26 protein-coding genes are annotated in these 25,281 nt (G+C 58.4%); 13 read left to right on the top strand and 13 right to left on the bottom strand.

Going from position 1 to position 25,281, the window contains the following annotated elements:
- Positions 1-65 precede the first annotated feature (65 nt).
- Positions 66-1,226: a Do family serine endopeptidase AlgW gene (gene algW / locus QYH43_RS00785; protein WP_095061753.1), complete on the bottom strand. Its 1,161-nt coding sequence runs from the start codon at positions 1,224-1,226 to the stop codon at positions 66-68.
- 103 nt (positions 1,227-1,329) lie between these two features.
- On the opposite strand from algW, the gene QYH43_RS00790 reads away from it, so the two are divergent.
- From QYH43_RS00790 to cysN, 4 genes are all read left to right on the top strand, one after another.
- Complete coding sequence (locus QYH43_RS00790) at positions 1,330-2,088, top strand: Nif3-like dinuclear metal center hexameric protein (RefSeq protein WP_095061755.1); 759 nt, start codon at positions 1,330-1,332, stop codon at positions 2,086-2,088.
- Positions 2,089-2,349: 261 nt separating this feature from the next.
- Positions 2,350-3,267, top strand: a complete 918-nt coding sequence (gene cysD / locus QYH43_RS00795) for a sulfate adenylyltransferase subunit CysD (RefSeq protein WP_053154630.1) — start codon at positions 2,350-2,352, stop codon at positions 3,265-3,267.
- A 57-nt stretch (positions 3,268-3,324) separates the two neighbouring features.
- Positions 3,325-3,666 (top strand): four helix bundle protein, encoded by a 342-nt coding sequence (locus QYH43_RS00800; RefSeq protein ID WP_095061757.1) that lies wholly within the window; start codon positions 3,325-3,327, stop codon positions 3,664-3,666.
- Between the two features lie 53 nt (positions 3,667-3,719).
- A complete protein-coding gene (gene cysN / locus QYH43_RS00805) occupies positions 3,720-5,618 on the top strand; it encodes a sulfate adenylyltransferase subunit CysN (protein ID WP_095061759.1) in 1,899 nt (632 codons plus the stop codon).
- 180 nt (positions 5,619-5,798) lie between these two features.
- Here cysN and QYH43_RS00810 read toward each other — a convergent pair whose 3' ends face one another.
- Genes QYH43_RS00810 through QYH43_RS00820 form a run of 3 tightly spaced genes read right to left on the bottom strand, consistent with a single transcriptional unit; the run spans position 5,799 to position 9,191 of the window.
- Positions 5,799-6,704 (bottom strand): acyltransferase, encoded by a 906-nt coding sequence (locus tag QYH43_RS00810; protein WP_301155894.1) that lies wholly within the window; start codon positions 6,702-6,704, stop codon positions 5,799-5,801.
- A complete protein-coding gene (gene pta / locus QYH43_RS00815; protein WP_095059864.1) occupies positions 6,705-8,804 on the bottom strand; it encodes a phosphate acetyltransferase in 2,100 nt (699 codons plus the stop codon). It abuts the gene before it with no gap.
- A gap of 60 nt (positions 8,805-8,864) precedes the next feature.
- Entirely contained in the window at positions 8,865-9,191 is a 327-nt protein-coding gene (locus tag QYH43_RS00820; RefSeq protein ID WP_095059870.1) for a DUF3565 domain-containing protein, read from the bottom strand.
- Here QYH43_RS00820 and QYH43_RS00825 point away from each other — a divergent pair.
- The 3 genes from QYH43_RS00825 (at position 9,160) to QYH43_RS00835 (ending at position 11,543) form a co-directional block, all read left to right on the top strand.
- Positions 9,160-9,645, top strand: coding sequence for a peptidylprolyl isomerase (locus QYH43_RS00825; protein ID WP_008054392.1), 486 nt, complete (start codon positions 9,160-9,162; stop codon positions 9,643-9,645). The two genes, QYH43_RS00820 and QYH43_RS00825, sit on opposite strands and share 32 nt — an antisense overlap.
- Before the next feature lie 112 nt (positions 9,646-9,757).
- A complete protein-coding gene (locus QYH43_RS00830; protein ID WP_095059863.1) occupies positions 9,758-10,240 on the top strand; it encodes a glutathione peroxidase in 483 nt (160 codons plus the stop codon).
- A 199-nt stretch (positions 10,241-10,439) separates the two neighbouring features.
- Positions 10,440-11,543, top strand: a complete 1,104-nt coding sequence (locus QYH43_RS00835) for an NADH:flavin oxidoreductase (RefSeq protein ID WP_095059862.1) — start codon at positions 10,440-10,442, stop codon at positions 11,541-11,543.
- Positions 11,544-11,655: 112 nt separating this feature from the next.
- Here the strand turns inward: QYH43_RS00835 and QYH43_RS00840 are convergent, their stop codons facing one another.
- Both QYH43_RS00840 and cysZ read right to left on the bottom strand, forming a co-directional pair.
- Entirely contained in the window at positions 11,656-12,855 is a 1,200-nt protein-coding gene (locus tag QYH43_RS00840; RefSeq protein WP_095059861.1) for a glycosyltransferase family 1 protein, read from the bottom strand.
- A 40-nt stretch (positions 12,856-12,895) separates the two neighbouring features.
- Positions 12,896-13,648: a sulfate transporter CysZ gene (cysZ, locus tag QYH43_RS00845; protein ID WP_095059860.1), complete on the bottom strand. Its 753-nt coding sequence runs from the start codon at positions 13,646-13,648 to the stop codon at positions 12,896-12,898.
- A gap of 314 nt (positions 13,649-13,962) precedes the next feature.
- Between cysZ and trxB the strand changes: the two genes are divergently transcribed.
- Complete coding sequence (gene trxB, locus QYH43_RS00850) at positions 13,963-14,919, top strand: thioredoxin-disulfide reductase (RefSeq protein WP_095059859.1); 957 nt, start codon at positions 13,963-13,965, stop codon at positions 14,917-14,919.
- Between the two features lie 164 nt (positions 14,920-15,083).
- Here trxB and QYH43_RS00855 read toward each other — a convergent pair whose 3' ends face one another.
- The 4 genes from QYH43_RS00855 to folM all read right to left on the bottom strand — a co-directional run bounded on the left by QYH43_RS00855 (position 15,084) and on the right by folM (position 18,014).
- Positions 15,084-16,334 carry an aspartate aminotransferase family protein gene (locus QYH43_RS00855; RefSeq protein ID WP_095152086.1) on the bottom strand — a complete coding sequence of 417 codons (1,251 nt, stop codon included), beginning with the start codon at positions 16,332-16,334 and terminating at the stop codon, positions 15,084-15,086.
- A gap of 230 nt (positions 16,335-16,564) precedes the next feature.
- The gene (locus QYH43_RS00860; RefSeq protein WP_095059857.1) at positions 16,565-16,903 is read right to left on the bottom strand and encodes a HopJ type III effector protein; all 339 of its coding nucleotides are present in this window, start codon (positions 16,901-16,903) and stop codon (positions 16,565-16,567) included.
- Positions 16,896-17,192: a DUF1244 domain-containing protein gene (locus tag QYH43_RS00865; protein ID WP_008026968.1), complete on the bottom strand. Its 297-nt coding sequence runs from the start codon at positions 17,190-17,192 to the stop codon at positions 16,896-16,898. Before QYH43_RS00865 ends, QYH43_RS00860 begins: the two co-directional genes overlap by 8 nt.
- Positions 17,193-17,315: 123 nt before the next feature.
- Positions 17,316-18,014, bottom strand: coding sequence for a dihydromonapterin reductase (folM, locus tag QYH43_RS00870; RefSeq protein WP_095059856.1), 699 nt, complete (start codon positions 18,012-18,014; stop codon positions 17,316-17,318).
- Positions 18,015-18,218: 204 nt separating this feature from the next.
- Here folM and QYH43_RS00875 point away from each other — a divergent pair, with 204 nt between their 5' ends.
- The gene (locus tag QYH43_RS00875; RefSeq protein WP_095059869.1) at positions 18,219-19,178 is read left to right on the top strand and encodes a MerR family transcriptional regulator; all 960 of its coding nucleotides are present in this window, start codon (positions 18,219-18,221) and stop codon (positions 19,176-19,178) included.
- Between the two features lie 3 nt (positions 19,179-19,181).
- Here the strand turns inward: QYH43_RS00875 and QYH43_RS00880 are convergent, their stop codons facing one another.
- Both QYH43_RS00880 and QYH43_RS00885 read right to left on the bottom strand, forming a co-directional pair.
- Entirely contained in the window at positions 19,182-19,787 is a 606-nt protein-coding gene (locus tag QYH43_RS00880) for a hypothetical protein (protein WP_095059855.1), read from the bottom strand.
- A gap of 54 nt (positions 19,788-19,841) precedes the next feature.
- Positions 19,842-20,318 carry a PAS domain-containing protein gene (locus tag QYH43_RS00885; RefSeq protein ID WP_095059854.1) on the bottom strand — a complete coding sequence of 159 codons (477 nt, stop codon included), beginning with the start codon at positions 20,316-20,318 and terminating at the stop codon, positions 19,842-19,844.
- 103 nt (positions 20,319-20,421) lie between these two features.
- Between QYH43_RS00885 and QYH43_RS00890 the strand changes: the two genes are divergently transcribed.
- From QYH43_RS00890 to QYH43_RS00905, 4 genes are all read left to right on the top strand, one after another.
- Entirely contained in the window at positions 20,422-20,877 is a 456-nt protein-coding gene (locus tag QYH43_RS00890; protein WP_095059853.1) for a flavodoxin, read from the top strand.
- 198 nt (positions 20,878-21,075) lie between these two features.
- A complete protein-coding gene (locus QYH43_RS00895; RefSeq protein WP_095059852.1) occupies positions 21,076-21,858 on the top strand; it encodes a class II aldolase/adducin family protein in 783 nt (260 codons plus the stop codon).
- A complete protein-coding gene (locus QYH43_RS00900; RefSeq protein WP_095059851.1) occupies positions 21,858-22,760 on the top strand; it encodes an alpha/beta hydrolase in 903 nt (300 codons plus the stop codon). Before QYH43_RS00895 ends, QYH43_RS00900 begins: the two co-directional genes overlap by 1 nt.
- A gap of 212 nt (positions 22,761-22,972) precedes the next feature.
- Positions 22,973-23,884 (top strand): SDR family oxidoreductase, encoded by a 912-nt coding sequence (locus QYH43_RS00905; protein ID WP_095059850.1) that lies wholly within the window; start codon positions 22,973-22,975, stop codon positions 23,882-23,884.
- 74 nt (positions 23,885-23,958) lie between these two features.
- Here the strand turns inward: QYH43_RS00905 and QYH43_RS00910 are convergent, their stop codons facing one another.
- On the bottom strand, positions 23,959-24,729 hold the full coding sequence (locus QYH43_RS00910) for an N-acetylmuramoyl-L-alanine amidase (protein ID WP_095152087.1): 771 nt from the start codon (positions 24,727-24,729) through the stop codon (positions 23,959-23,961).
- Positions 24,730-25,281: the final 552 nt, after the last annotated feature.

The raw sequence follows: 25,281 nt of genomic DNA on the forward strand, positions 1-25,281 counted from the left end.
AGCTGATACACCGCGGTGTTCCTATCGCGGGCAAGCCACGCTCCCACAGGACATGTGACGTCTGCTTACTCTTCTTCTTTCTCTTTCACAGGTGCCGGCGGCGGACGCAAGCCGATTTCCGCGGTGAGCTTCAATTCCTTGCCATTGCGCATCACCTGGATCGTGACCTTGTCGGTCGGTTTGATCCGTGCCACCTGGTTCATCGAGCGACGACCGTCACCGGCTGGTTCGCCGTCGATGGCGAGAATCACGTCGCCCAGTTGCAGGCCGGCCTTCTGTGCCGGCCCGTCGCGGAAGATCCCGGCGACCACAATGCCCGGACGCCCGGACAAACCAAAGGACTCCGCCAGTTCCTGGCTCAATGGCTGAACTTCAATGCCCAGCCAGCCGCGAATCACCTGGCCGTGTTCAATGATCGACTTCATCACTTCCATGGCCAGTTTGACCGGGATGGCGAAACCGATGCCTTGTGAGCCGCCGGACTTGGAGAAAATCGCCGTGTTGATACCGGTCAGGTTGCCGTTGGCGTCCACCAGCGCACCACCGGAGTTGCCGGGGTTGATGGCGGCGTCGGTCTGGATGAAGTCTTCGTAGTTGTTCAGGCCCAGCTGATTGCGCCCGGTGGCGCTGATGATGCCCATGGTCACGGTCTGGCCGACGCCGAACGGGTTGCCGATGGCCAGCGCGACGTCGCCGATGCGGATGTTGTCGGAGCGACCGACAGTAATCGAAGGCAGGGTTTTGAGGTCGATTTTCAGTACCGCGAGATCGGTTTCCGGATCGCTGCCGATCACCCGGGCCAGCGTCTCACGTCCGTCCTTGAGGGCCACCACGATCTGGTCGGCACCGCTGGTGACGTGGTTGTTGGTCAGGATGTAGCCTTCCGGGCTCATGATCACGCCGGAGCCGAGGCTCGATTCCATGCGCTTCTGCTTGGGCGAATTATCGCCGAAGAAGCGCCGGAACTGCGGGTCCTCGAACAGCGGATGGCTGGGTTTGTTGATGACTTTGGTGGTGTACAGGTTCACCACGGACGGCGCGGCGATGATCACCGCGTCGGAGTAGGACACCGGGCCCTGCTGCATGCTGGTGGTCTGCGGGGCTTGTTGCAGGTTGACGTCGAGGCTTGGAAGCCCGACCCACTGCGGGTAACGCTGGATGATTAACAGAGCGACAAGCACGCCGGCCAACAGCGGCCAGCCGGAAAAACGCAGCGCCTTGAGCATTAAGCACGTCCTGAGAGAGTTGCAGGCGGTATGAGACCGCTCATAATGACGCGCATTATACGAGGCCGCGCGTGCCTCTGAACGGGATATTTAGGAGTCTTTTATGGCCGTCGCCCTGAGCACACTGGTCGAAGAAGCCGATCGCTACCTCGGCAGTTCGAAAATTGCCGATTACTGCCCCAACGGCCTGCAGGTCGAGGGCCGGCCGCAGGTGATGCGCATCGTCAGCGGCGTCACTGCCAGCCAGGCGTTGTTGGATGCCGCGGTAGAAGCCAATGCCGATCTGGTACTGGTGCATCACGGCTATTTCTGGAAAGGCGAGAATCCTTGCATCACCGGGATGAAGCAACGCCGCTTGAAGACGTTGCTCAAGCACGATATCAGCCTGCTGTCCTATCACTTGCCGCTCGATCTGCATCCGGATGTAGGCAACAACGTGCAGTTGGCACGGCAGCTCGACATCACCGTCGAAGGCCCGCTCGATCCCGATAACCTGAAAATCGTCGGTTTGGTCGGCTCGTTGAATGAACCGATGATGGCCCGAGACTTCGCCCGTCGAGTGCAGGAAGTCATGGGCCGTGAACCCTTGTTGATTGAGGGCAGCCAAATGATTCGCCGGGTCGGCTGGTGCACGGGCGGCGGTCAGGGGTACATCGATCAGGCCGTACTCGCGGGTGTCGATCTTTACCTCAGTGGCGAAGCGTCGGAGCAAACCTTCCACAGTGCCCGGGAAAATGACATCAGTTTTATCGCCGCCGGTCATCATGCTACCGAGCGTTATGGCGTCCAGGCCTTGGGGGATTACCTGGCGCGGCGCTTTGCACTGGAGCACATCTTCATCGACTGCCCGAATCCGATCTGACGATGAACGCGACACTGTAGGAGCGAGCATGCTCGCGATGAACCTGAGAACAACACCGGGTGTCAGGTTTCCAGCGTTATCGTTGACGACCATCGCGAGCCTGCTCGCTCCTACAGAAGCTCTGTATCGCCCAAACGAGCAGGCATATTCATATGCTCTTTCGATCTAGTTGGCGTCCTGATTAGAAGGGGTCGCTGTGCTAGGATTCCCCGCTCGAACACGGCCCGCTGGCCGTTCATAAGAAAGATTTCGTGAGTAGCCATGGTCGACAAACTGACGCATCTGAAACAGCTGGAGGCGGAAAGCATCCACATCATCCGCGAGGTGGCCGCCGAGTTCGATAACCCGGTGATGCTGTACTCCATCGGTAAAGACTCCGCCGTGATGCTGCACCTGGCACGCAAGGCATTCTTCCCTGGCAAGCTGCCGTTTCCGGTGATGCACGTCGACACCCAGTGGAAATTCCAGGAGATGTACAGCTTCCGCGACAAGATGGTCGCCGAGCTGGGCCTGGACCTGATCACCCACGTCAACCCGGAAGGCGTTGCGCAGGGCATCAACCCGTTCACCCACGGCAGTGCCAAACACACCGACATCATGAAGACCGAAGGCCTGAAACAGGCTCTCGACAAGTATGGTTTCGACGCCGCTTTTGGTGGTGCCCGCCGCGACGAAGAGAAATCCCGCGCCAAAGAGCGCGTGTACTCGTTCCGCGACAGCAAGCACCGCTGGGACCCGAAAAACCAGCGCCCGGAGTTGTGGAACGTCTACAACGGCAAGGTCAACAAGGGCGAATCCATTCGTGTATTCCCGTTGTCGAACTGGACCGAGCTGGACATCTGGCAGTACATCTACCTTGAAGGCATCCCGATCGTCCCGCTGTACTTCGCCGCCGAGCGTGAAGTCATCGAGAAGAACGGCACACTGATCATGATCGACGACGAGCGCATCCTCGAACACCTGAGCGATGAAGACAAAGCCCGCATCGTCAAAAAGAAAGTGCGTTTCCGTACCCTTGGTTGCTACCCGTTGACGGGCGCGGTGGAGTCCGAGGCCGAAAGCCTGACGGACATCATTCAGGAAATGCTCCTGACGCGAACTTCCGAGCGCCAGGGCCGTGTCATCGACCACGATGGCGCAGGCTCGATGGAAGACAAAAAACGTCAAGGTTATTTCTAAGAAGCAGTTGCAAGCTTCAAGCGGCAAGCTGCAAGCGAATCAAAAGCGGGTTTCGAAATGGATTTCGAGAAACTGGTTTTTTGGCAAAGAGCCAAAGCATTAGCAGTCAACCTCTACAAGGAAATGGCCGAATGCGGTGATGTGGCTTTCAAAAGTCAGATCACTCGTTCAGGGCTTTCGATTCCCAGCAATATTGCCGAGGGAATGGAACGTTTCACTGCAAAAGAAAAATGTCGATTTCTGTCGATAGCTAAAGCCTCCTGCGGGGAGCTACGGACACAGATAATTATTGGCAGTGAAATTGGTTACATCAGAGAACCGTTGGCGGCACTTTGGATTTCAGAATCTCGCGAGCTTTCAAAAATGCTTAGCGGGTTGATCAATAAAATTTCTGACTAGCTGTACGCCGACAAGCTTGCCGCTTGAAGCTTACAGCTTGGAGCTTGAATGCAATGAGCCACCAATCTGATTTGATCAGCGAGGACATCCTCGCCTACCTGGGCCAGCACGAACGTAAAGAGCTGCTGCGCTTTCTGACCTGCGGTAACGTCGACGACGGCAAGAGCACCCTGATCGGGCGCTTGCTGCACGACTCCAAGATGATCTACGAAGATCACCTGGAAGCGATCACCCGCGACTCGAAAAAAGTTGGCACCACCGGCGAAGACATCGACCTGGCGTTGCTGGTCGACGGCTTGCAGGCCGAGCGCGAACAAGGCATCACCATCGATGTTGCGTACCGCTATTTCTCCACCGCCAAGCGCAAATTCATCATCGCCGACACTCCCGGCCATGAGCAGTACACCCGCAACATGGCCACTGGTGCGTCCACCTGTGACCTGGCGATCATCCTGGTCGACGCCCGTTACGGCGTGCAGACCCAGACCCGTCGCCACAGCTTCATCGCCTCGTTGCTGGGCATCAAGCACATCGTGGTCGCCATCAACAAGATGGACCTCAAGGGCTTCGATCAGGGCGTGTTCGAGTCGATCAAGGCTGATTACCTGCAGTTCGCCGAAGGCCTGAAGCTCAAGCCGACGAGCATGCACTTCGTGCCGATGTCGGCGCTGAAGGGCGACAACGTGGTGAACAAATCCGAGCGCTCGCCGTGGTACACCGGCCAGTCGCTGATGGAAATTCTCGAGACCGTGGAAGTGGCGGGCGATCGCAATTTCACCGACCTGCGTTTCCCGGTGCAGTACGTCAACCGTCCGAACCTGAACTTCCGTGGCTTCGCCGGCACGCTGGCCAGCGGCATCGTCAAGAAAGGCGACGAAGTTGTGGTGCTGCCGTCGGGCAAGAGCAGCCGCGTGAAATCCATCGTCACCTTCGAAGGTGAGCTGGAACACGCCGGTCCTGGTCAAGCCGTAACGCTGACCATGGAAGACGAAATCGATATCTCCCGTGGCGACCTGTTGGTGCATGCCGACAACGTGCCGCCAGTGACCGACAGCTTCGAAGCGATGCTGGTGTGGATGGCTGAAGAGCCGATGCTGCCGGGCAAGAAGTACGACATCAAGCGCGCCACCAGTTACGTGCCGGGCTCCATCGCCAGCATCGTCAACAAGGTCGACGTCAACACGCTTGAAGAAGGCCCGGCCAGCGCGTTGCAGCTGAACGAAATCGGCAAGGTCAAGATCGCGCTCGATGCGCCGATTGCCCTCGACGGTTACGACAGCAACCGCACCACCGGCGCGTTCATCATCATCGACCGCTTGACCAACGGCACCGTCGGCGCGGGCATGATCGTCGCCCAGCCTCTGGCACACGGCACCAGCACGCACCACGGCAAACTGGCTCACGTCGCCACCGAAGAACGCGCCCAGCGCTTCGGCCAGCAACCGGCCACCGTATTGTTCAGCGGCTTGTCCGGCGCTGGTAAAAGCACCCTGGCGTATGCGGTTGAACGCAAGCTGTTCGACCTGGGTCGTGCGGTGTTTGTGCTCGATGGCCAGAACCTGCGCCATGACCTGAATAAAGGTCTGCCACAGGATCGCGCCGGGCGTACCGAGAACTGGCGTCGTGCCGCGCACGTGGCGCGTCAGTTCAACGAGGCGGGTCTGCTGACCCTGGCCGCGTTTGTTGCCCCAAATGCCGAAGGTCGTGAACAGGCCCGGGAACTGATCGGCAAGGAGCGTCTGCTGACGGTCTACGTCCAGGCTTCGCCAACCGTATGCGCCGAGCGTGATCCGCAAGGTCTGTACGCGGCCGCCGGGGACAACATCCCGGGCGAATCCTTCCCGTACGACGTGCCGCTGGATGCCGATCTGGTGATCGATACCCAGTCCGTGTCGCTGGATGAAGGCGTCAAGCAAGTGCTGGATCTGCTGCGCAAACGTGGCGCGATCTAAGCCTTAGCCGCAAAATGAAAAACCCGCCGATGAGTGATCATCGGCGGGTTTTTTGTTGCCTCGAGATTGCTATCGCTGGCAAGCCAGCTCCCACAGGTTTCCCGGTCGTACACAACACTTGTGATCACTGAGAATCACTGTGGGAGCTGGCTTGCCAGCGATGAGGCCGGAACAGGCACCTCAAGACTTGGCGGTATACTCGCGGTGCATCTGGTCGAGCAACGCATCCTTGTCCAGCCACAGCTGATTGATCCAGCCCTGGAACTGCAATCGGTACTCACCGTCCTGGTCGTAGTTCTTGCCAATGAACTGCGGCGGAATCTTCAGCTCTTCAAAATGCGCCACGACATCAGCCACATTCCCGCACAGCAAATCCCAGAAACCTGGGCGCCCGGCCGGATAGTGGATGGTCACGTTGACGATCGATTCCAACTGCTCGCCCATGGCATCCAGCACAAAAGCGATGCCGCCAGCCTTGGGCTTGAGCAGATAACGGAGCGGTGATTTCTGCTGGGCATGTTTGCCCTCGGTAAAACGTGTGCCTTCAACAAAGTTGAAAATGCCCACCGGGTTGTTGCGAAACTTAGCGCAGGTCTTGCGTGTGGTTTCCAGGTCTTTGCCTTTCTTCTCCGGGTGCTTCTCCAGATACGCCTTGGAGTAGCGCTTCATGAACGGAAAGCCCAGCGCCCACCACGCCAGACCCATCACCGGCACCCAGATCAGTTCCTGTTTCAGAAAAAACTTCAGCGGCTGGATGCGCCGATTGAGCACGTATTGCAGCACCAGGATATCGACCCAGCTCTGGTGGTTGCTGGTGATCAGATACGAGTGCTGATAGTCCAGGCCCTGCAGCCCGCTGACGTGCCAGCGAGTACGCCGCACCAGGTTCATCCAGCCTTTGTTGAGGCTGATCCACGCTTCGTGGGTATGGCTCATCAGCCAGCCCGCGAGGCGCTGGGTGAGGGCAAACGGCAATACTTTGACGAGCGCCACACAGAACAGAAACGAGCAAAGCAAAATCGTGTTCAGGGCCAACAGCAACGCGGCAATCACACCGCGTAGCGGAGCAGGTAGGAAATCCAGCATTTACACATCCATAGGTCGGTTGGCGGCTTGAATCGCGGTCAACGCGATGGTGTAGACGATGTCGTCGACTTGCGCACCGCGCGGCAAATCGTTCACCGGTTTGCGCAAGCCTTGCAGCATTGGTCCGAGGCTGACGCAGTCGGCGCTGCGCTGCACGGCTTTGTGGGTGGTGTTGCCGGTGTTGAGGTCGGGGAACACGAACACCGTGGCACGACCGGCCACCTGACTGTTCGGCGCCAGTTGTCGGGCCACGGTTTCGTTGGCGGCGGCGTCGTATTGCAATGGGCCGTCGATCAGCAGCGAGCTTTGCTGTTCATGGGCGAGGAGGGTCGCTTCGCGGACCTTCTCGACTTCTTCGCCGCTGGCCGATTCGCCACTGGAATAGCTGATCATCGCCACCCGCGGCGTGATGCCGAAGGCCGCCGCCGAATCCGCGCTTTGCAGGGCGATCTCGGCCAGTTCGCTGGCGCTTGGGTGCGGGTTCATTACGCAGTCACCGTAGACCAGCACTTCCTCTGGAAACAGCATGAAGAACACCGACGACACCAGCGTGCAACCCGGCGCCGTCTTAATCAGTTGAAGGGCAGGGCGAATGGTGTTGGCGGTGGAGTGAATCACGCCCGACACCAGGCCATCGACTTCATCGAGCGCCAGCATCATGGTGCCGATCACGACGGTGTCTTCCAGTTGCTGCTCGGCCATTGGCGCGTTGAGGCTTTTGCTCTTGCGCAGGGAAACCATCGGCTCGACGTAGCGTTCGCGGATCAGGTCCGGATCAAGTATTTCCAAGCCTGGCGGCAGCTCGATCCCCTGGGCGCGGGCGACGGCTTGCACATCCTCGGGTTTGGCCAGCAACACGCAACGCGCGATGCCACGGGCCTGACAGATTGCCGCGGCTTGCACGGTCAGCGGCTCGCAGCCTTCGGGCAACACGATGCGTTTGTTCGCGACCTGGGCACGCTGGATCAATTGATAGCGGAACACCGCCGGCGACAAACGCATTTCACGCGGGGTGCCGCAGCGCTGGTGCAGCCAGTTGGCATCCAGATGGCTGGCGACGAAATCGGTGATGATCTCCGCACGCTCGCGGTCGTCAATCGGGATTTCCTTGTTCAGGCCATTGAGCTGGTTGGCGGTGTCGTAGGAACCGGTGCTTACCGACAACACCGGCAGACCGGCCTGCAAGGCGCCACGGCAAAGGTCCATGATGCGCGGGTCGGGCAGGGTGTCACTGGTCAGCAACAGGCCGGCCAATGGAACGCCGTTCATGGCCGCGAGGCTGACGGCGAGGATGATGTCGTCGCGATCGCCGGGGGTCACCACCAGCACGCCGGGCTTGAGCAGCTCCACGGTGTTGCGCATGGTGCGGGCGCAGATGATGATTTTGGTCATGCGCCGGGTTTCATAGTCCCCGGCGTTGAGCACTTGTGCGCCCATCAAGTCGGCGACGTCGCGGGTGCGCGGGGCGTTCAGTTCCGGCTGGAACGGGATGCAGCCCAGCAGACGGAAGTCTCCGCTACGCAGCAACGGCGAATGCTCTTTGAGGCGTGAAGCGAAGGCCTCCATGCTTTCGTCAGTCTTGACCTTGTTGAGAATCACGCCGAGCACTTTCGGGTCTTTCGGGCCGCCAAACAGCTGCGCCTGCAACTCCACGCGACCGGAGAGTTCGGTCAGCACTTCGTTTTCCGGCGCCGAGACCAGGATCACCTCGGCGTCCAGGCTCTTGGCCAGGTGCAAGTTGACCCGCGCAGCGTAACTGGCGCTGCGGGTCGGGACCATGCCTTCGACGATCAGCACGTCTTTGCCGACCGCGGCTTGCTGATAAAGCGTGATGATTTCTTCGAGCAACTCATCCAGCTGACCGTCGCCAAGCATGCGCTCGACGTGGGCCAGGCCCAATGGCTGAGGCGGTTTCAACCCGTGGGTGCGCGCCACCAGTTCGGTGGATCGCTCAGGTCCCGTATCACCGGGATGCGGCTGAGCGATGGGTTTGAAAAAACCAACCTTGAGCCCGGCCCGCTCAAGTGTGCGCACCAGCCCGAGGCTGATGGAGGTCAGACCGACACCAAAATCGGTGGGCGCGATAAAAAAAGTTTGCATGCGGATTCTCTGGAGGTGCATGGCAATGGTGAAAGCCTATAACTGGCGATCTACCGAAATTCAGTCGCCAAGGTTATCGCTAACCGAGCCTTGTGCGCACCAACCGCAGTCAAAGGACTGGCCTATTTTTTCCAGGCGTTGCGCGGGGTCCATCACCCAGGCCCGGGATTGCCAGGGTGGCTGGTGTCGCAGATGTTGGGTATGGCCGCAGGAAAGCTCGGCCACCCAGTGGCCGTCTTCGTCCTGATGGAAGCCGGTGATCGTCGAATCCCGTCTGTCCGGGTTGTGTTCGCTTTCGGACGATTGCTTCGCTAAACTTGGTCTTTCAATATTCTTATGCAAAAGGTCTCGCCCCATGCTGATCGCCGCCAATAAGGCTGTCTCCATCGACTATACCCTGACCAACGACGCTGGTGAGGTCATCGACAGCTCCGCCGGCGGCGCGCCGCTGGTCTACCTGCAAGGCGCAGGCAACATCATCCCGGGCCTGGAAAAAGCCCTGGAAGGCAAAGCAGTCGGCGACGAACTGACTGTAGCCGTAGAACCTGAAGACGCTTACGGCGAATACGCTGCCGAACTGGTCAGCACCCTGAGCCGCAGCATGTTCGAAGGCGTTGACGAACTGGAAGTGGGCATGCAGTTCCACGCATCCGCGCCAGACGGCCAGATGCAGATCGTGACCATCCGCGATCTGGACGGCGACGACGTGACTGTCGACGGCAACCACCCGTTGGCGGGTCAGCGCCTGAACTTCCAGGTCAAGATCATCAACATCCGTGATGCCAGCCAGGAAGAAATCGCCCATGGTCACGTCCATGGCGAAGGTGGCCATCACCACTGATTTCTGCGCTAAGCTCAGATAACTGGAGAGGCGCCCGAGGGCGCCTTTTTAGTCTGCGGCCGACACCGCCAAGAGGCTGTATCGAGAAGAACACGGGAATCTGGAGTACGTCATGAGTGCTTTTCACGACCTTAAATTGACAGCCCTGGATGGACAGGAGCTACCGCTGGCGCCTTTCAAAGGGCAAGTCGTGCTGGTGGTCAATGTCGCCTCCAAATGTGGCTTGACCCCGCAGTACGCAGCGCTGGAAAACCTCTACCAGCAATTCAAGGCCAAGGGTTTCAGCGTCCTGGGCTTGCCGTGCAACCAGTTTGCCGGGCAGGAACCAGGCAGCGAACAAGAGATCAAGGATTTCTGCAGCCTCAACTATGGCGTGACGTTTCCGCTGTCCAGCAAGCTGGAAGTCAACGGGCATGACCGTCATCAGTTGTATCGCCTGCTGGCGGGCGAGGGCGCGGAATTCCCGGGTGACATTACCTGGAACTTCGAAAAATTCCTGCTGGGCAAGGACGGTCGTGTGTTGGCGCGGTTCTCGCCACGTACCGCTCCGGACGATCCAACCATCGTTCACGCAATAGAAAAAGCGCTGAGCTGATATCTCCCCCCCTGTAGGAGCTGGCTTGCCAGCGAATGCGGTGTCCCTGACACACCGCGTCGTCTGATTCGCCAGCAAGCCGGCTCCTACGTTATTGACGATCTTTTAGTGCTAAATCACTGCAATCAATAGTGCTGTTCAACGCGGCGGACTCTCCATATTATAGTCGTCATAAAGTCATTCTTCCGTGGAGCGTCCCATGCCTGTCAAAGCCCTGTTCAAACCGTTCCACCTCGGCACCCTCGAACTGCCGACCCGCGTCGTCATGGCGCCGATGACCCGTTCCTTTTCCCCGGGTGGCGTGCCTAATTCGAAAGTGATCGAATACTACCGTCGTCGCGCCGCGGCAGGTGTCGGCCTGATCATCACCGAAGGCACGACCGTCGGTCACCAGGCTTCCAACGGTTACCCGAACGTTCCGCATTTCTACGGTGAAGCCGCACTGGCTGGCTGGAAAAAAGTCGTCGACGCGGTTCACGCCGAAGGCGGCAAGATCGTTCCGCAACTGTGGCACGTGGGCAGCGTGCGCCGTATCGGTACCGAGCCGGACGCCAGCGTGCCGGGTTACGGGCCGTCGGAAAAAGTGAAGGACGGTCAGGTCGTGGTGCACGGCATGACCAAGCAGGATATCCAGGACGTGATTGCCGCGTTCGCCCAAGCGGCCAAGGATGCCCAGAGCATCGGCATGGACGGGGTGGAAATCCACGGTGCCCACGGTTATCTGGTCGATCAGTTCTTCTGGGAAGGCAGCAACCAGCGTACCGACGAGTACGGCGGCAGCCTGGCCAACCGTTCGCGCTTCGCCATCGAGTTGATTCAGGCTGTGCGGGCAGCGGTCGGCGAAGGCTTCCCGATCATCTTCCGTTTCTCCCAGTGGAAGCAGCAGGATTACACCGCGCGCCTGGTACAAACACCGGAAGCCCTGGGTGATTTCCTCAAGCCGCTATCGGATGCCGGCGTGGATATTTTCCACTGCTCGACTCGTCGCTTCTGGGAGCCGGAATTCGACGGTTCCGAACTGAACCTGGCTGGCTGGACGCGCCAACTCACCGGCAAACCGACCATCACCGTGGGCAGCGTCGGCCTGGATGGCGAGTTCCTGCAATTCATGGTCAACACCGACAAGGTCGCGCAACCGGCCAGCCTGGAAAAACTGCTGGAGCGCCTGAACAACGAGGAGTTCGACCTGGTAGCGGTCGGCCGTGCGTTGCTGGTGGATCCGGACTGGGCGCAGAAAGTGCGGGATGGTCGTGAAGAAGACATCCTGCCGTTCAGCCGTGAGGCGTTGATGACGCTGGTTTAAGCGGCGTCTGCATTGACGCCATCGCCAGCAAGCCGGCTCCTACAACTTCTCAGAATCTGTAGGAGCCGGCTTGCTGGCGATGGCGATCTCAAAATCACAAAATCACAAAAAATTAAGGAATAGTTGGTACATCCGGCACCACCATCTCCCCGGCACAAGCCCCGCGCAACTGCCCCTCAAACTGCTCGATAATCGTCGCCCAACCCTGGCGGCTGGCATGCTGGCGCGCATTGAGCCGCACGCAACGCAAGGTTTCCCGGTCTTCCAGCAGCCACGCCGCGGCATCGCAAAACGCCTCTTCATCTCCTGGCATCGCCAGCACGCCGTTGTAACCGTGACGAATATGCTGAGCCGCCGCCGCTTGATCGTAAGCGACCACGCCAAGCCCCGAAGCAAGCGCCTCCAGCACCACATTGCCAAAGGTTTCGGTCAGGCTCGGAAACAGAAACACATCCCCGCAAGCGTAGTGACAGGCCAGGGCTTCACCGCGTTGTGCGCCACAGAAAATCGCCTCGGGCATTTCCTTTTCCAGCGCCTGACGCTGCGGGCCGTCACCGACCACGATCAATTTCAGATTGCGCTGTGGATAAGTCGCCATGAGGTTATCGAAGGCACGCTTGAGCAGACCAAGATTCTTTTCCGGGGCCAGGCGCCCGACGTGGATGACCGCAATGTCTTCCTCAGCCAATCCCCATTGTTCACGCAGGGCGCTCAAGCGTTTGGTCGGGTGAAACAACTGGCTGTCGACCCCTCGAGACAGCAGCGCCAGGCGTTCGAAATTTCGTCGCTCCAGTTCCATGCGCTGGCTGACGCTGGGCACCAGAGTCATGGTCGAGCGGTTATGGAACCAGCGCAGGTAGTGGGTCAGCAGCCGCGTCAGCAGACCGAGCCCGTACTGACTGGAGTATTGCTGAAAATTGGTGTGAAACCCGCTGACCACCGAAATCCCCAGGCGCCGTGCTGCACGCAACGCCGACAGGCCCAACGGCCCTTCGGTGGCGATGTACAGCACGTCGGGGCGATGGCGCTTCCAGCGTCGCAACAGCTTGTGCATCGACGACTGACCCCATTGCAAACCCGGATAACCTGGGAGCGGCCAGCCCCGGCACAGCATCAACGCATCGTCGCTGTTCAGTTGCTGATCGCAACCCTGACGCGGCCGCACCAATTCCACCTGATGCCCGCGCGCGCGCAAACCGTCGCACAAGCGGCCCAGGGTGTTGGCCACGCCGTTGATTTCCGGGGGGAAGGTTTCGGTGATCAGGGTGATATGCAGAGCTGTCGTCATGACCCCAGTGTCGACTGGGGCCATGTCGTCGTTGTGACGGTGGGATGATGGATTTGTGAACGACTCAGCGTTGTGTCACCAGATTCTCGGCACCGCGCTCGCGCACCCAGAACAACGTCGCCCCGGCCACGGCTGCCGGCATCATCAGGATGTTGACCACCGGAATCAGCAGCACCAGATAAACGCTGCCGCCGAAACTCATGCTCTGCCAGCGCTTCTCGCGCAGCCAGGCGAGCATCTCGTTCCAGCCGAGCTTGTGGTTGTCCGCCGGGTAGTCGATGTACTGGATCGCCATCATCCACACGCCGAACAACAGCCACAGCGGCGCGGCGATGATGTTCACCACCGGGATGAAGGACAGAATGAACAGCCCGATCGCCCGCGGCAGAAAGTAGCCGAGCTTGCGCATTTCCCGGACCAGCGTGCGCGGGATCATCGCGATGAGCTCGCCCCAGCTGAAGGCCGGGAAGTCGTCGGTGCCGCGTACCACCACTTCGACTTTCTCCGCGAGAAAACCGTTGAACGGCGCGGCGATGACGTTGGCGAGCATGGTGAAGGTAAAGAACACCATGAACACCACCAGCACCACGAAAATCGGCCAGAGGATGTAGCTGAGAAAACTCAGCCAGTCGGGCAGCGATGGCATCAGCGTATCGACCCACAGACTGAACTGGTGGCTGGCCAGATAGATCAATCCGACGAACAGCACCAGGTTGATCGCCAGTGGCAACAGTACAAACAATCGCAGACTGGGGCTCAACACCAGCTTGAGGCCTTCACGCAGGTATTGCGGGCCGGACAGAACAGGGGCGGGCATAACGTGCTCCGAGCAAAGGGAAAACGCGCCGACCTTACCGACTTTGCCTGACGGGCGAAAGCGCGGCAGCGGTATCGACATTCACTGTAACAAAGACGTCTATATAGTCACGGGAATGGGATAGAGACCACCTATGAGCTGGATTGTTAAACCGTATTTCCTTAATCTTCGCCCCCTCGATACGCTGCACCCAATCTTTTTACAGGACGGTCGTGTTCAAGCCTTCCCCAAGCGCTTCAACCGTTCTTTTTTATTCCCGCCGGCAATCCGGCGTTCCGCGCCAGGTGTTTCGGGCCGGTCAACAGGAGCAGGTCATGTCTGAAGTCCGTCATTCGCGAGTGATTATTCTCGGTTCCGGCCCTGCCGGTTACAGCGCCGCGGTGTATGCCGCCCGTGCCAACCTCAAGCCGCTGCTGATCACCGGCATGCAGGCCGGTGGTCAACTGACCACCACCACTGAAGTCGACAACTGGCCGGGCGACGTCCACGGCCTGACCGGCCCGGCGCTGATGGAACGCATGAAAGAGCACGCCGAGCGTTTTGAAACCGAGATCGTTTTCGATCACATCAACGCCGTGGACTTCGCTGCCAAGCCGTACACCCTGACCGGCGACAGCGCGACTTACACCTGCGATGCCCTGATCATCGCCACCGGCGCCAGCGCTCGTTACCTGGGCCTGCCGTCCGAAGAGGCGTTCATGGGCAAAGGCGTTTCGGCCTGCGCGACTTGCGACGGTTTCTTCTATCGCAACAAGCCTGTGGCTGTGGTCGGCGGCGGCAACACCGCTGTTGAAGAAGCCCTGTACCTGGCCAACATCGCCAGCAAAGTGACCCTGATCCACCGTCGCGAAACTTTCCGCGCCGAGAAGATCCTGATCGACAAGCTGAACGCCCGTGTGGCCGAAGGCAAGATCGAGTTGAAACTGAACGCGACCCTGGACGAAGTCCTGGGCGACAACATGGGCGTGACCGGTGCCCGCCTGAAGAACAACGACAGCAGCTTCGACGAAGTGACTGTCGACGGCGTGTTCATCGCCATCGGCCACACCCCGAACACCTCGTTGTTCGAAGGCCAGTTGACCTTGAAAGACGGTTATCTGGTGGTGCAGGGCGGTCGTGAAGGCAACGCCACGGCGACCAACCTGGAAGGCATCTTCGCCGCCGGTGACGTGGCTGACCACGTGTACCGTCAGGCGATCACCTCGGCCGGCGCGGGCTGCATGGCCGCACTGGACGCCGAGCGTTACCTCGACGACCTGCAGAACGCTTGATTCTGCCTTCGTTGAAATGAAAAAACCGGCTTCGGCCGGTTTTTTCATGGGCAAAAAAACAAATCTGTAGGAGCCGGCTTGCTGGCGATAGCGGTACATCTGCCAGTATCGACGGTGCCTGGCACACCGCTATCGCCAGCAAGCCGGCTCCTACGGGATTGGGTTCAGGACAGTTTGGCGAGGCACTCTTCGAGAATGTCCAAGCCTTCCTCCAGCACTTTCGCTTCGATGGTCAGCGGCGCCAGCAGGCGAATGATGTGGCGCGATTTTCCGCTGGGCATCAGCAGCAGACCCGCATCTCGGGCCAGGGCCAGCAGTTGGGTCAATTGTGCTGAAGCGGGCGAGCCGTCGGCGTTGATCAGTTCGATGCCGCGCATGGCACCAAAACCTGTCAGGCGCCCCAGATACGGCGTTAACTTGTTCGCGCACCAGCTTTCGTAGTGACCGACGATGGCCTCTTCCTGCTGCGCACCCCAAGCGTGCAGGTTGGCATCGCTCATTTCATCCAGCGTCGCCAGTGCGGCTGCGCAGGCGATGGGATTGCCGGAGAAGGTGCCGCCAAGCCCGCCCTTGGGCAAGTTGTCGAGCAGCGACTTGCGCCCGACCACCGCGCCCAGCGGCACGCCACCGGCGATGCTTTTACCCAGCAGGATAAGGTCTGGCTCGATGCCCAGTCGTGAGAACGCGAAACGCTGGCCGGTGCGGCCGAATCCGGACTGGATTTCATCGGCGATCAGCACGATGCCTTTGTCGTTGCAGAACGTGCGTAACTTCTGGGCGAACTCGACGTCCATGGTGAGAAACCCGGCTTCACCTTGCACCGGTTCAACGATGAAACAGGCAACGTCATCGACATCGATTTCAACACTGAACAAACGCTCCATGGCCTTGAGAGCATCAGCACAGGTCACGCCATTGTCCTTGCTGGGATACGGCAGATGAAAGACCGGCCCCGGCAGCACGCCGACTTTCTGTTTGTAGGGTGCGACCTTGCCGTTGAGATTGAGCGTGGCCAGCGTGCGGCCGTGGAACGCGCCGTCGAAGGCGATCACGGCGCTGCGTCCGGTGGCGCCACGAACGATTTTCAGGGCGTTTTCCGCCGCTTCCGCGCCGCTGTTGGTGAGCATTCCACTGACCGGGTAATCCACCGGGATGAACGCGCTCAGGCGATCCATCAGTTCGATGTAGGGCATGTGGGGCGCAGCGTTGAACGCGTAGTGGGTCAGCCTTGTGGCTTGCTCGCGAATGGCTTCGACGATGCGAGGATGGCAGTGACCGAGGTTGAGCACGCCAATGCCGCCGACAAAGTCGATGTAGCGTTTGCCATCGGTGTCCCAGACCTCGGCGTTTTTGCCGTGGCTGAGCGTGACGGGGTGAACGATGTTGATCGACTGGCTGATGGTTTCGCTGTGCATGGAGGACCGGCTCGCAAGAAGGAGGACTTCTTTTTATCTAAGCCGTGAGCAGTGGTACGGGGCAAACGAAATAAAGTTGCCGGGTCAATCTTAAAAGTCGGAATGTGCGCTCCATACTGGAAACACTAACCTGTAGGAGCGAGCGATGGACGTGAACGATAACGCTGGGAGCCTGATACCCCGCAGCGTTCTCAGGCTTATCGCGAGCAGGCTCGCTCCTACAATTTGATTCAGCGGCGGGTCAGTGGCAGTTGGGTGAATTTCACACCGCCCAGACCGTGGGCAATCAATGCGCGGATGTTGGCGTGATCGCTGCCTTCTGGTGTCGCCACCACGGAGCGGTAATGTTCACCGAAGGCCAGCAGCGCTTCTTCATCGCTCAAGCCTTCCAGCAGTGCCAGACCCAAAGTCTTGCAAGAGCCTTCGTTCTGCCCGGCTGCGTTTTCTACGCCGCCGTTGTTGAAGGACTGAGGCTGGTACTCGTAACCGGCGGCAATGAACGCCAGGGTATCGGCGAAAGCATGTTCGCCAGTCTTGAGGCTGGCGCGCAGGGTGTTCAAATCACTCATTGGGTTTTCCTTTGGCGAACGCCGCTTGTTGTTCGGCGCTGGCTTCTTGCTGATATTGGGCTTTCCACTCGGCGTACGGCATGCCGTAAACCACTTCACGGGCGTCATCGAGGCTGACCTCGATCTGGCGTTCGTCGGCGGCGGCCTTGTACCACTTGGACAGGCAGTTGCGGCAGAAACCCGAAAGGTTCATCAGGTCGATGTTCTGCACATCCTTGCGGCTGTCCAGATGGGCCACCAGCCGGCGAAAGGCGGCGGCTTCGAGTTCCAGGCGTTGTTGATCGGTCATGGGTTTTCTCTTGCGCGCTATGGGCAAAGTCGTGGAAAGGTGCGTGTATTAAAGGGATGGAGGCATGATTTTCAAGCCGCTGCGTTTCTGTTTTGCTGATCAGATAACGCAGGCATTTTCGAGTCAATCATTGACGATTCCTTTCTTGATGTGGCGCCCGCCATTGATGACGACGCTGGTTCCAGTGCTGTAGTTGGTATTGAGCAAAAACATGACGGCGTCGATCAACGGTTGCGCGCCGGGTTCAAACTCGAGAAGGGCTTTCTTCAGGGTTCGTTGAACGTATTCCTCGGTGCTGTTTTCCTTGAGGATGAGCAAGCCGGGAAGGATGGCGTTTACCCTGACCGTGGGCGCGTATTTCTCTGCGAACGACAGCACCATGTTTTGCAGGGCCGATTTGGTAGCGGCATACCCAATATGGCTTTTGCTGCCTCGCGACGAGGTTTCATCGCAGATATGGATAATGTCGGATCTTTCCAGTCGTTGCAGATGTGCCCCCAACTCCAGATTCAAATGATAGGGCGCTTCGACATGGAGTTTGAACATGGTGTTCAGGTTTTCGAGGCCATCGTCCAGCCACAAAGAGGCGTTGTGGATCACTGCACGCAAGCTGTCGAAGTTGGTCCTGATATAGGCAATCAACGCTTCGCGATCGCTCTGGAGTTCAAGGTCCGCCTGGAATGGCAACATATTTGGGTGCAGTGACTCAACAGGACGGGAGCGGCTGACGCAGATAACGATATTGCCGGCCTCTGCCAGAGTAGTGGCAAGTTGGAGGCCGACGCGCTTGCTGGTGCCGGTAACAAGTATTGGACTATTCATGGATGTGCGATCAGCTTCAGTAGGTCTATGCACGGGCTAAATACATGCAGCATAACTGAAGTCTTCTCGCTAGCGGCGACCTTCTCCCGCCTCCCGCAACAGCTGTGACGTTTGCGACTCATTCGCAGCATTGAGTTTTTACGGAAATTTTACGGAGGCGGGGGTTAGAATGAAATCCGGACGATACATGGACGTTTTTAAATGATGCCTGTACTGACTGATGTGGCTTCAGGTGTACCGCAGGGCTCCTCTCTTGAACAGGAAGAGCTGTTCCCGATTCGCGAGGTGGCACGTCTGACCGGCGTCAACCCGGTCACGCTTCGAGCATGGGAGCGGCGATATGGTCTGATTGTGCCAACCCGCACCGACAGTGGGCACCGGTTGTATTCGATGGCCGATATCGAGCGCGTGCGCAGTATTCTGGAGTGGATCGAGCGTGGCGTTGCCGTCAGCAAGATCGGTAAGATCCTCGCAAAAACAGCTCCCCTCAAAGCGTTGTCGCACCTCATCCCGAGCGACCTGGTCCAGGCCGATTACACACAATGGCAGCAACAGGTTCAGGCGGCGGTGAGTGCTTTCGACGAAGCTCATCTGGAGCAAGTCTATGGGCAGATATTTTCCAGTTATCCGCTGACAGTCGTGTTCCAGGACATCCTGATCCCGCTTTGGAAACAATTGCTGCTGCGCCAGGACACGTTCGGCCAGGCCAGTGAGTGGCTGTTCCTGGATGGCTTTCTCCGATCTCGCGTGCTGCAGCGCTTGCTGCTGGTAAGGAGCCTGCAACCTCGTCGAGTGATTGTCTGCGCGCTGTTCGACCAGTGTCGGGAACTCGAGTTACTGATCACCGCATTGTTTCTGAGCAGTGTCGATTCGGCTATTCAGGTTCTGGCGATCGGCCAGCCACTCGATGAGTTGACGCTGATCTGCGAGCGAATCAAGCCTAAGGCGTTGGTGCTTTTTTCCAATCACGCGCCGACGTCGGATTTGCCAAGGCATTTGAATCGCCTGGCCATGAGCCTCGACTGTCAGCTGCTGTTGGCCGGTGATGCGGCCGATCTGGCGCAGTCTAGCCTGGCCGAATCATCGATTGGCTGTCTGGGAAGTGAGGGCAGTATCATGCGCCAGCGACTGAAACAGTTCCTGGCGGGTAATCTGGATACCTGAGTCTTAAAGGTGCAGCGCGGGATGGGTCAGGCGATGCTGTTGCAGAATGTACTGGCGCAGGCGCTCGGTTTCGTCCGAGTCACTCTGATTCAATTCGTAGGCGTAGAAACCCTGTTCGGTTTCTTTCTCGAAAGTGCCCCGCAACGCAATCCGCTCATAGCCTGACGGGCTGAACCACAACGCGAAATGCTTCGGTGGCTTGGTCTTGTTGCGCACTTCCAGCAAGACCCCTTTGCATGACACCTCATGAACCCACATCGTGCCGGGATGGCCTTTGGCATTTTCCAGGGCCACCGGCTCCTCGAGGACCAGGCGCCAAGGCCGGACCATGGGGCCGTCTTCATAGATGCTGGGAACACCGAGACGCAGGTGCATCGCATGAAACTCGTCTTCCACCAGATGCAGGGGGAAGGTCATTTGCTGATTTTCGAAATTGGCCTGGATGGTGACTTGCTCATGGGCTGCCAGGCGCGTGAGCAAGTCGCGGATTTGCGATCCGCCATTAACGAGCAGGCTCGACGTTGCGTCCCGCACATTGAGTTGGGGGTTGTGTTGCATGGTCTGGATGAAATCCAGCTCATCTTGCGTCAGGAGTGCGTCGCGCTGCATGGCCAACTCGAAAGAAATAGTTACAAAAGCATTGGTGATTGTAGTTAATGACCATTAATTCGGTGTTTTGTTTTGGCCGTTCGTCGCTTTAAGTGCAGCCAGTTCGGCCTGTACGTCGGCCAACTGTGCTTCGAGTTGCGCAACCCGCTGCTGTGCCTTGACCTGGACCGTGACGTCCTTTTGCACACCGACGAAATAAACCTGGCCATCGTGCGGATTTTTTACTGTCGAAAGGGACAGTTCATTCCAGAAGGGAGTGCCATCCTTGCGATAGTTTCGGAGGATTTCCCGGCACGAACCTTGACTGTCCAATGCCGTGCGAATCAATGGCAAGGCCTCCTGGTCGCGGTCGCCGGACTGGAGAAAGCGGCAATCCTGATAGAGGATTTCTTCGCTGGAGTACCCGGTGAGGCGTTCGAACGCCGGGTTGACGTAAATCAGGATGTTGTCCTGCTCGCCTTCTTTCTCGGCGATCACGATGCCGTCGTTGGAAGCGTTAATCACCATTTGCAGCAGCTGTGCGTTAATCATCGTAGCGTCCCTGGCTGATTGATTGTCGATTGCATTCTAAGAGAACAATCAAGAACGTGCTGTTAATATCCCGGTCCTTTCACTCGGATTCAGGATCAGATTGATGAAAGTCGCCATCATTTCCGGCTCGGTGTACGGCACGGCTGAAGAAGTCGCCCGGCACGCGGCCAGCATTTTGAACAAGGCCGGTTTCGAAACGCTGCACAACCCACGTGCGACCCTTGCCGATATTCAGGCTTTCGGCCCCGAAGCTTTTCTGGCCGTGACATCGACCACTGGCATGGGCGAATTGCCGGACAACCTGCAGCCGCTGTACTCGACCATTCGTGATCAATTGCCGGCCGCCTGGCGTGGTTTGCCGGGTGCGGTCATCGGATTGGGCGATGCGAGTTATGGCGACACGTTCTGCGGTGGTGGCGAGCAAATGCGTGAATTGTTCGCTGAACTTGGCGTTCGAGAGGTCTTGCCGATGCTGCGTCTGGATGCCAGCGAAAGCGTGACCCCTGAAACCGACGCCGAGCCTTGGCTGGCAGATTTGATCAGCGCCTTGAACGCTTGACGGTGTTCTGACTGAGCGCTGAAAACGGCACGTATGGCCATGTTTGACGTCGGTACTTTGACATGGCCATGATTTCGCCAGCGCAGTGACTCGTCAGGCCATCAAGCTGGCTGCCAATGCAACTATACGAACCCCGTGGGGTGACTAGACTCGATCTATTGGAAACACTCCATAATAAAAAGATCGAGGTTCCTCGCCGTGAACATAGCCCCCACCCAATCGCCACGCAGTGTCAAAGACCGGGTCAGTGCAGCCGAATGGCAAACCCGTGTTGACCTCGCGGCCTGCTACCGACTGGTTGCGCAACATGGCTGGGACGATCTGGTTTTCACCCACATCTCGGCCAAAGTGCCTGGTACCGAAGACTTCCTGATCAACCCGTTCGGGCTGATGTTTCACGAAATTACCGCATCAAGCCTGGTCAAGGTCGATCAGGCCGGCAACAAGTTGATGGACAGCCCTTACGAGATCAACCCGGCGGGCTACACCATCCACAGTGCGGTGCACGAGGTTCGCCACGACGTCGAATGCGTGCTGCATACCCATACGGCGTCAGGCGTTGCGGTGTCGGCGCAGAAACAAGGCGTTTTGCCGATCAGCCAGCAATCATTGTTTGTCCTTTCCAGCCTCGCTTACCACGCCTACGAAGGCGTTGCGATCAATCACGACGAGAAAGCGCGACTGCAAGCCGACCTCGGAGAAAACAACTTCCTGATGCTGCACAACCACGGCCTGTTGACCTGCGGCAGCACCATCGCCGACACGTTTCTGATGATGTTCATCTTCCAGCGTGCCTGCGACATTCAGGTCATGGCGCAGAGCGGCGGCGCTGAACTGATTGCCATCGAACCGCAGATCCTGGCCGGTGCCAAGGCCATGATCGCGGGTGTTACCAGAAGTGCTCAAGGAATGGGTGGAGCGCTGGCCTGGCCGGCGCTGCTGCGCAAACTCGATAAACTGGACCCGGGTTATAAACTCTAATGGCACTCACCGAGATCCCCCTGTGTGTCTGGCGCAAGCGCAGCCAGACGTTCATGTTCCGTGGTCATGGCATCCATTACTGGACGGCAGGGCAGGGTGACCCGTTGTTGCTCATCCACGGCTTTCCGACCGCCAGTTGGGACTGGCATTACCTGTGGCAGCCACTGTCCCAGCGTTACCGTGTGATTGCCTGCGACATGCTCGGCTTCGGCGATTCGGACAAACCGGCCAATCATGAGTACAGCCTGCTGGAGCAGGCGGATCTGCAACAGGCGTTGCTCGCTCACCTGAGTGTCGAGCAACCGGTGCACCTGTTGGCTCACGACTACGGCGACAGCGTGGCCCAGGAACTGCTGGCGCGGCATTACGAGTCGCATGGGCAGCTGGCCAGTTGCGTGTTTCTCAATGGTGGCCTGTTTCCTGAAACCCATCGTCCGGTGCTGATGCAAAAACTCCTGCTCAGCCCGTTGGGCTGGATGATCGGTCGTGCCTTCAGTCGAGACGGGCTGGTGAAAAGTTTTCGGCAGATTTTCGGGCCGCAGACCTGTCCCAGTGAAAGTGAGATGGATGATTTCTGGAGCCTGGTCGAGCGTCATCACGGGCCACGGATCATGCACAAGCTGATCGGCTATATCCCCGAGCGCCGCGTCTGTCGCGACCGCTGGGTGGGCGCGATGCAGCGGGGTGAAGTGCCGATGCGGGTGATCGATGGCGAAGTCGATCCGATCTCCGGCGCGCACATGGTCGAGCGGTACCGGGAGTTGATTCCGGACGCAGACACGGTCCTGTTGCCCGGGATTGGCCACTACCCACAAATTGAGGCGCCGAGCCTGGTGCTCAAGCATTACCTGGCATTTCGAGATCAATTACTTTCGGCGGAACGCAAGGTGGCGTGTTCCTGAAAAGATCGCAGCCTTCGACAGCTCCTACGGAGATAGGCATGCACCCTGCAGGCGCTGCCGAAGGTGCGATCTTTTGATGGCCGCTTGAAAACCCTCCCGCATCATCCCCCAGCCTTATCGCGCACCATTCAGCCTTGCCCCTGTTCATTGTGACCCGCTGCGCCGTGCCTGACACTCAGCCCCATAGTCCCTTGGCCTGCTGGAGTCCCCCCATGAATGAGTCTGTGCGTTTCGAAGATAAAGTCGTGATCATCACCGGTGCCGGTGGTGGCCTGGGACGGGCCCACGCGCTGCTGTTCGCCAAACAGGGCGCCAAAGTGCTGGTCAACGATCTCGGTGGTTCGGCCCAGGGTGAAGGCGCCAACGCTTCGGCCGCTGACCGTGTAGTGGCGGAAATCCGTGAGGCCGGCGGCATTGCCGAAGCCAACCACGACTCGGTCACTGACGGCGACAAAATCGTCCAGCATGCCCTCAACGTCTTCGGCCGTGTCGACGTAGTGGTCAACAACGCCGGGATCCTGCGGGACAAGACCTTCCACAAAATGGACGACGCCGATTGGGACCTGGTTTACCGCGTCCACGTCGAAGGCGCCTACAAAGTTACCCGCGCCGCCTGGCCGCACATGCGCGAGCAAAACTACGGTCGGGTGATCTTCACCGCGTCCACGTCAGGTATTTACGGTAACTTCGGCCAGTCCAACTACGGCATGGCCAAGCTCGGCCTCTACGGCCTGACCCGCACACTGGCCATCGAGGGCCGCAAGAACAACATCCTGGTCAACGCCATCGCCCCCACCGGCGGCACGCGTATGACCGAAGGCCTGATCCCGCCACAGGTGTTCGAGCAACTCAAACCGGAACTGGTCAGCCCGCTGGTGGTGTACCTCGCCAGCGAAAACTGCCAGGACACCTCCGGCCTGTTCGAAGTCGGCGGCGGCTGGATGGGCAAAGTCCGCTGGGAACGCAGCCTCGGTGCCGGGTTTGATCCTCGGGCCGGTTTCTCTCCGGAAGACGTGGCGGCGCACTGGCAACAGATCTGCGACTTCGAAGGCGCGGCGCACCCGAAAGACAACATTGAAGCGCTGAAGGAAATGATGGGGAACTTGCAGAAGTACTCACTTTAACGCCGAGGGCAAGGTCGTGTTGAATGACCTTGCCGCTTTTGAGTACGTCGATCTGGAAGAGTGACCGGCATGGGTCAGCCAGGAAAATACTTGGACACCAATGCTGCCAGATTGGCTGCCGTTTGCGTATCCATCACCCCGTCGTAGTTTTCCGGACGAAAGTGCAACTGAAATGCCCGGACCAGTTGTTGGAAGCCATTGTCGCTCGACGCCCCCGTTACATCGTATCCGTATGTCTTGAACAGTCGCAGCAATTCGCTCCGGGCCGGAAGGCCGCAGGTATTGAAACGCTGGAGGAAGTTGTTTCGGGTTGCCTCATCGAACCACGCTCCAATACCTTTCAAGTAAAGCGCGTGCCAAGGAAACATTGGCCCCGGATCGCTTTTACGCCCGACCGCAATATCGGAATGGCCCAACACCTTTGTGGGGGTGATGTCCGGGTATCGCATGAGTATGTTCAGCGCCAATTGTTCAATCGCGACAATCTGTTCGCAGTGGTACGGCGGAAAAGTAAACGCACCCTCCGTGAACGAGGCCTGGTTGACGATTTCAATGCCGATTGATGTGTCGTTCAAATTGCTGCGGTTACCCCACTGGCTGACACCCGCGTGCCAGGCGCGCTGAGTTTCATCGACAAGGTTGAAGACTTCCTGCTCGGTATGATTGGCTTTTAAGTAACTGGGGTCAGTTATGTCCGGAATCAAATAATGAGCGCTGACATTAGGCCCGGTCAGCGCATTTATGGAGCTGGAAAAGTTACCGGCCGTATAGTGAAAGATCAAAAAATGTACACGACTGTTAACGCTTCGGTTCGAGCGGTGTTGCTTGTAATCGACGGGTTTCATTAAGTGACTCGCAGTGAATGAATGTACCGTCAGTCGAAGATGAGAAGCTGACGGGCTTGTCGTTCACCTTAATTGCTCGAGTGCCTTCTGTGATTACATATGCGTGTAGGTGTTTTCTGAGGGTTATGTAGGCGTGATTAGTTCAGTGCTTCTGCAGTTTTTAATCGCAAACATTACCAATAAAAAACCCACCCATAAAAAAGGCCGCTGCAAACGCAGCGGCCAATAAGACGTTGGATCCAGGAGCTACAAATCAACGTCAGTGTACCCAGGGCGATGAACCGACACTGTCAGCTCATCTGAAGTCTTTCGGCGATGGCAGATGCCGTTGCCGGGCTTTCAGCGATGTTCCGTGAAAGCCCGACAAGAATAAGCCCTTGGTCACGAAGGAAAAATACTGATTCCGGACATGCACTGTTGCAGCCCCGGCAACAGTCAGGGTTTCTGTGTCTAACGCCTGGGTGATGCCGCTGTGCCAGTCATCCTTAAGAGCTACACCGCGAATACCTCCTTGGTGCGCTTATCGACCCCGTTGCCCGGCAGTAGGGTGAG

The organism is Pseudomonas sp. C32 (assembly GCF_030417915.1).
Lineage (GTDB): Bacteria > Pseudomonadota > Gammaproteobacteria > Pseudomonadales > Pseudomonadaceae > Aquipseudomonas.

Coding starts and splice junctions, on each gene's coding strand:
- QYH43_RS00800 (WP_095061757.1), top strand. CDS start 3,325: ATGGATTTCGAGAAACTGGTTTTTTGGCAAAGAGCCAAAGCATTAGCA.
- cysZ (WP_095059860.1), bottom strand. CDS start 13,648: ATGCCCGCCCCTGTTCTGTCCGGCCCGCAATACCTGCGTGAAGGCCTC.
- QYH43_RS00825 (WP_008054392.1), top strand. CDS start 9,160: ATGCTGATCGCCGCCAATAAGGCTGTCTCCATCGACTATACCCTGACC.
- QYH43_RS00885 (WP_095059854.1), bottom strand. CDS start 20,318: ATGATTAACGCACAGCTGCTGCAAATGGTGATTAACGCTTCCAACGAC.
- QYH43_RS00905 (WP_095059850.1), top strand. CDS start 22,973: ATGAATGAGTCTGTGCGTTTCGAAGATAAAGTCGTGATCATCACCGGT.
- trxB (WP_095059859.1), top strand. CDS start 13,963: ATGTCTGAAGTCCGTCATTCGCGAGTGATTATTCTCGGTTCCGGCCCT.
- algW (WP_095061753.1), bottom strand. CDS start 1,226: ATGCTCAAGGCGCTGCGTTTTTCCGGCTGGCCGCTGTTGGCCGGCGTG.
- cysN (WP_095061759.1), top strand. CDS start 3,720: ATGAGCCACCAATCTGATTTGATCAGCGAGGACATCCTCGCCTACCTG.
- QYH43_RS00880 (WP_095059855.1), bottom strand. CDS start 19,787: ATGCAGCGCGACGCACTCCTGACGCAAGATGAGCTGGATTTCATCCAG.
- folM (WP_095059856.1), bottom strand. CDS start 18,014: ATGAATAGTCCAATACTTGTTACCGGCACCAGCAAGCGCGTCGGCCTC.
- QYH43_RS00790 (WP_095061755.1), top strand. CDS start 1,330: ATGGCCGTCGCCCTGAGCACACTGGTCGAAGAAGCCGATCGCTACCTC.
- QYH43_RS00900 (WP_095059851.1), top strand. CDS start 21,858: ATGGCACTCACCGAGATCCCCCTGTGTGTCTGGCGCAAGCGCAGCCAG.
- QYH43_RS00840 (WP_095059861.1), bottom strand. CDS start 12,855: ATGGCCCCAGTCGACACTGGGGTCATGACGACAGCTCTGCATATCACC.
- pta (WP_095059864.1), bottom strand. CDS start 8,804: ATGCAAACTTTTTTTATCGCGCCCACCGATTTTGGTGTCGGTCTGACC.
- QYH43_RS00890 (WP_095059853.1), top strand. CDS start 20,422: ATGAAAGTCGCCATCATTTCCGGCTCGGTGTACGGCACGGCTGAAGAA.
- QYH43_RS00855 (WP_095152086.1), bottom strand. CDS start 16,334: ATGCACAGCGAAACCATCAGCCAGTCGATCAACATCGTTCACCCCGTC.
- QYH43_RS00910 (WP_095152087.1), bottom strand. CDS start 24,729: ATGAAACCCGTCGATTACAAGCAACACCGCTCGAACCGAAGCGTTAAC.
- QYH43_RS00820 (WP_095059870.1), bottom strand. CDS start 9,191: ATGGAGACAGCCTTATTGGCGGCGATCAGCATGGGGCGAGACCTTTTG.
- QYH43_RS00835 (WP_095059862.1), top strand. CDS start 10,440: ATGCCTGTCAAAGCCCTGTTCAAACCGTTCCACCTCGGCACCCTCGAA.
- QYH43_RS00830 (WP_095059863.1), top strand. CDS start 9,758: ATGAGTGCTTTTCACGACCTTAAATTGACAGCCCTGGATGGACAGGAG.
- QYH43_RS00875 (WP_095059869.1), top strand. CDS start 18,219: ATGCCTGTACTGACTGATGTGGCTTCAGGTGTACCGCAGGGCTCCTCT.
- cysD (WP_053154630.1), top strand. CDS start 2,350: ATGGTCGACAAACTGACGCATCTGAAACAGCTGGAGGCGGAAAGCATC.
- QYH43_RS00865 (WP_008026968.1), bottom strand. CDS start 17,192: ATGACCGATCAACAACGCCTGGAACTCGAAGCCGCCGCCTTTCGCCGG.
- QYH43_RS00860 (WP_095059857.1), bottom strand. CDS start 16,903: ATGAGTGATTTGAACACCCTGCGCGCCAGCCTCAAGACTGGCGAACAT.
- QYH43_RS00810 (WP_301155894.1), bottom strand. CDS start 6,704: ATGCTGGATTTCCTACCTGCTCCGCTACGCGGTGTGATTGCCGCGTTG.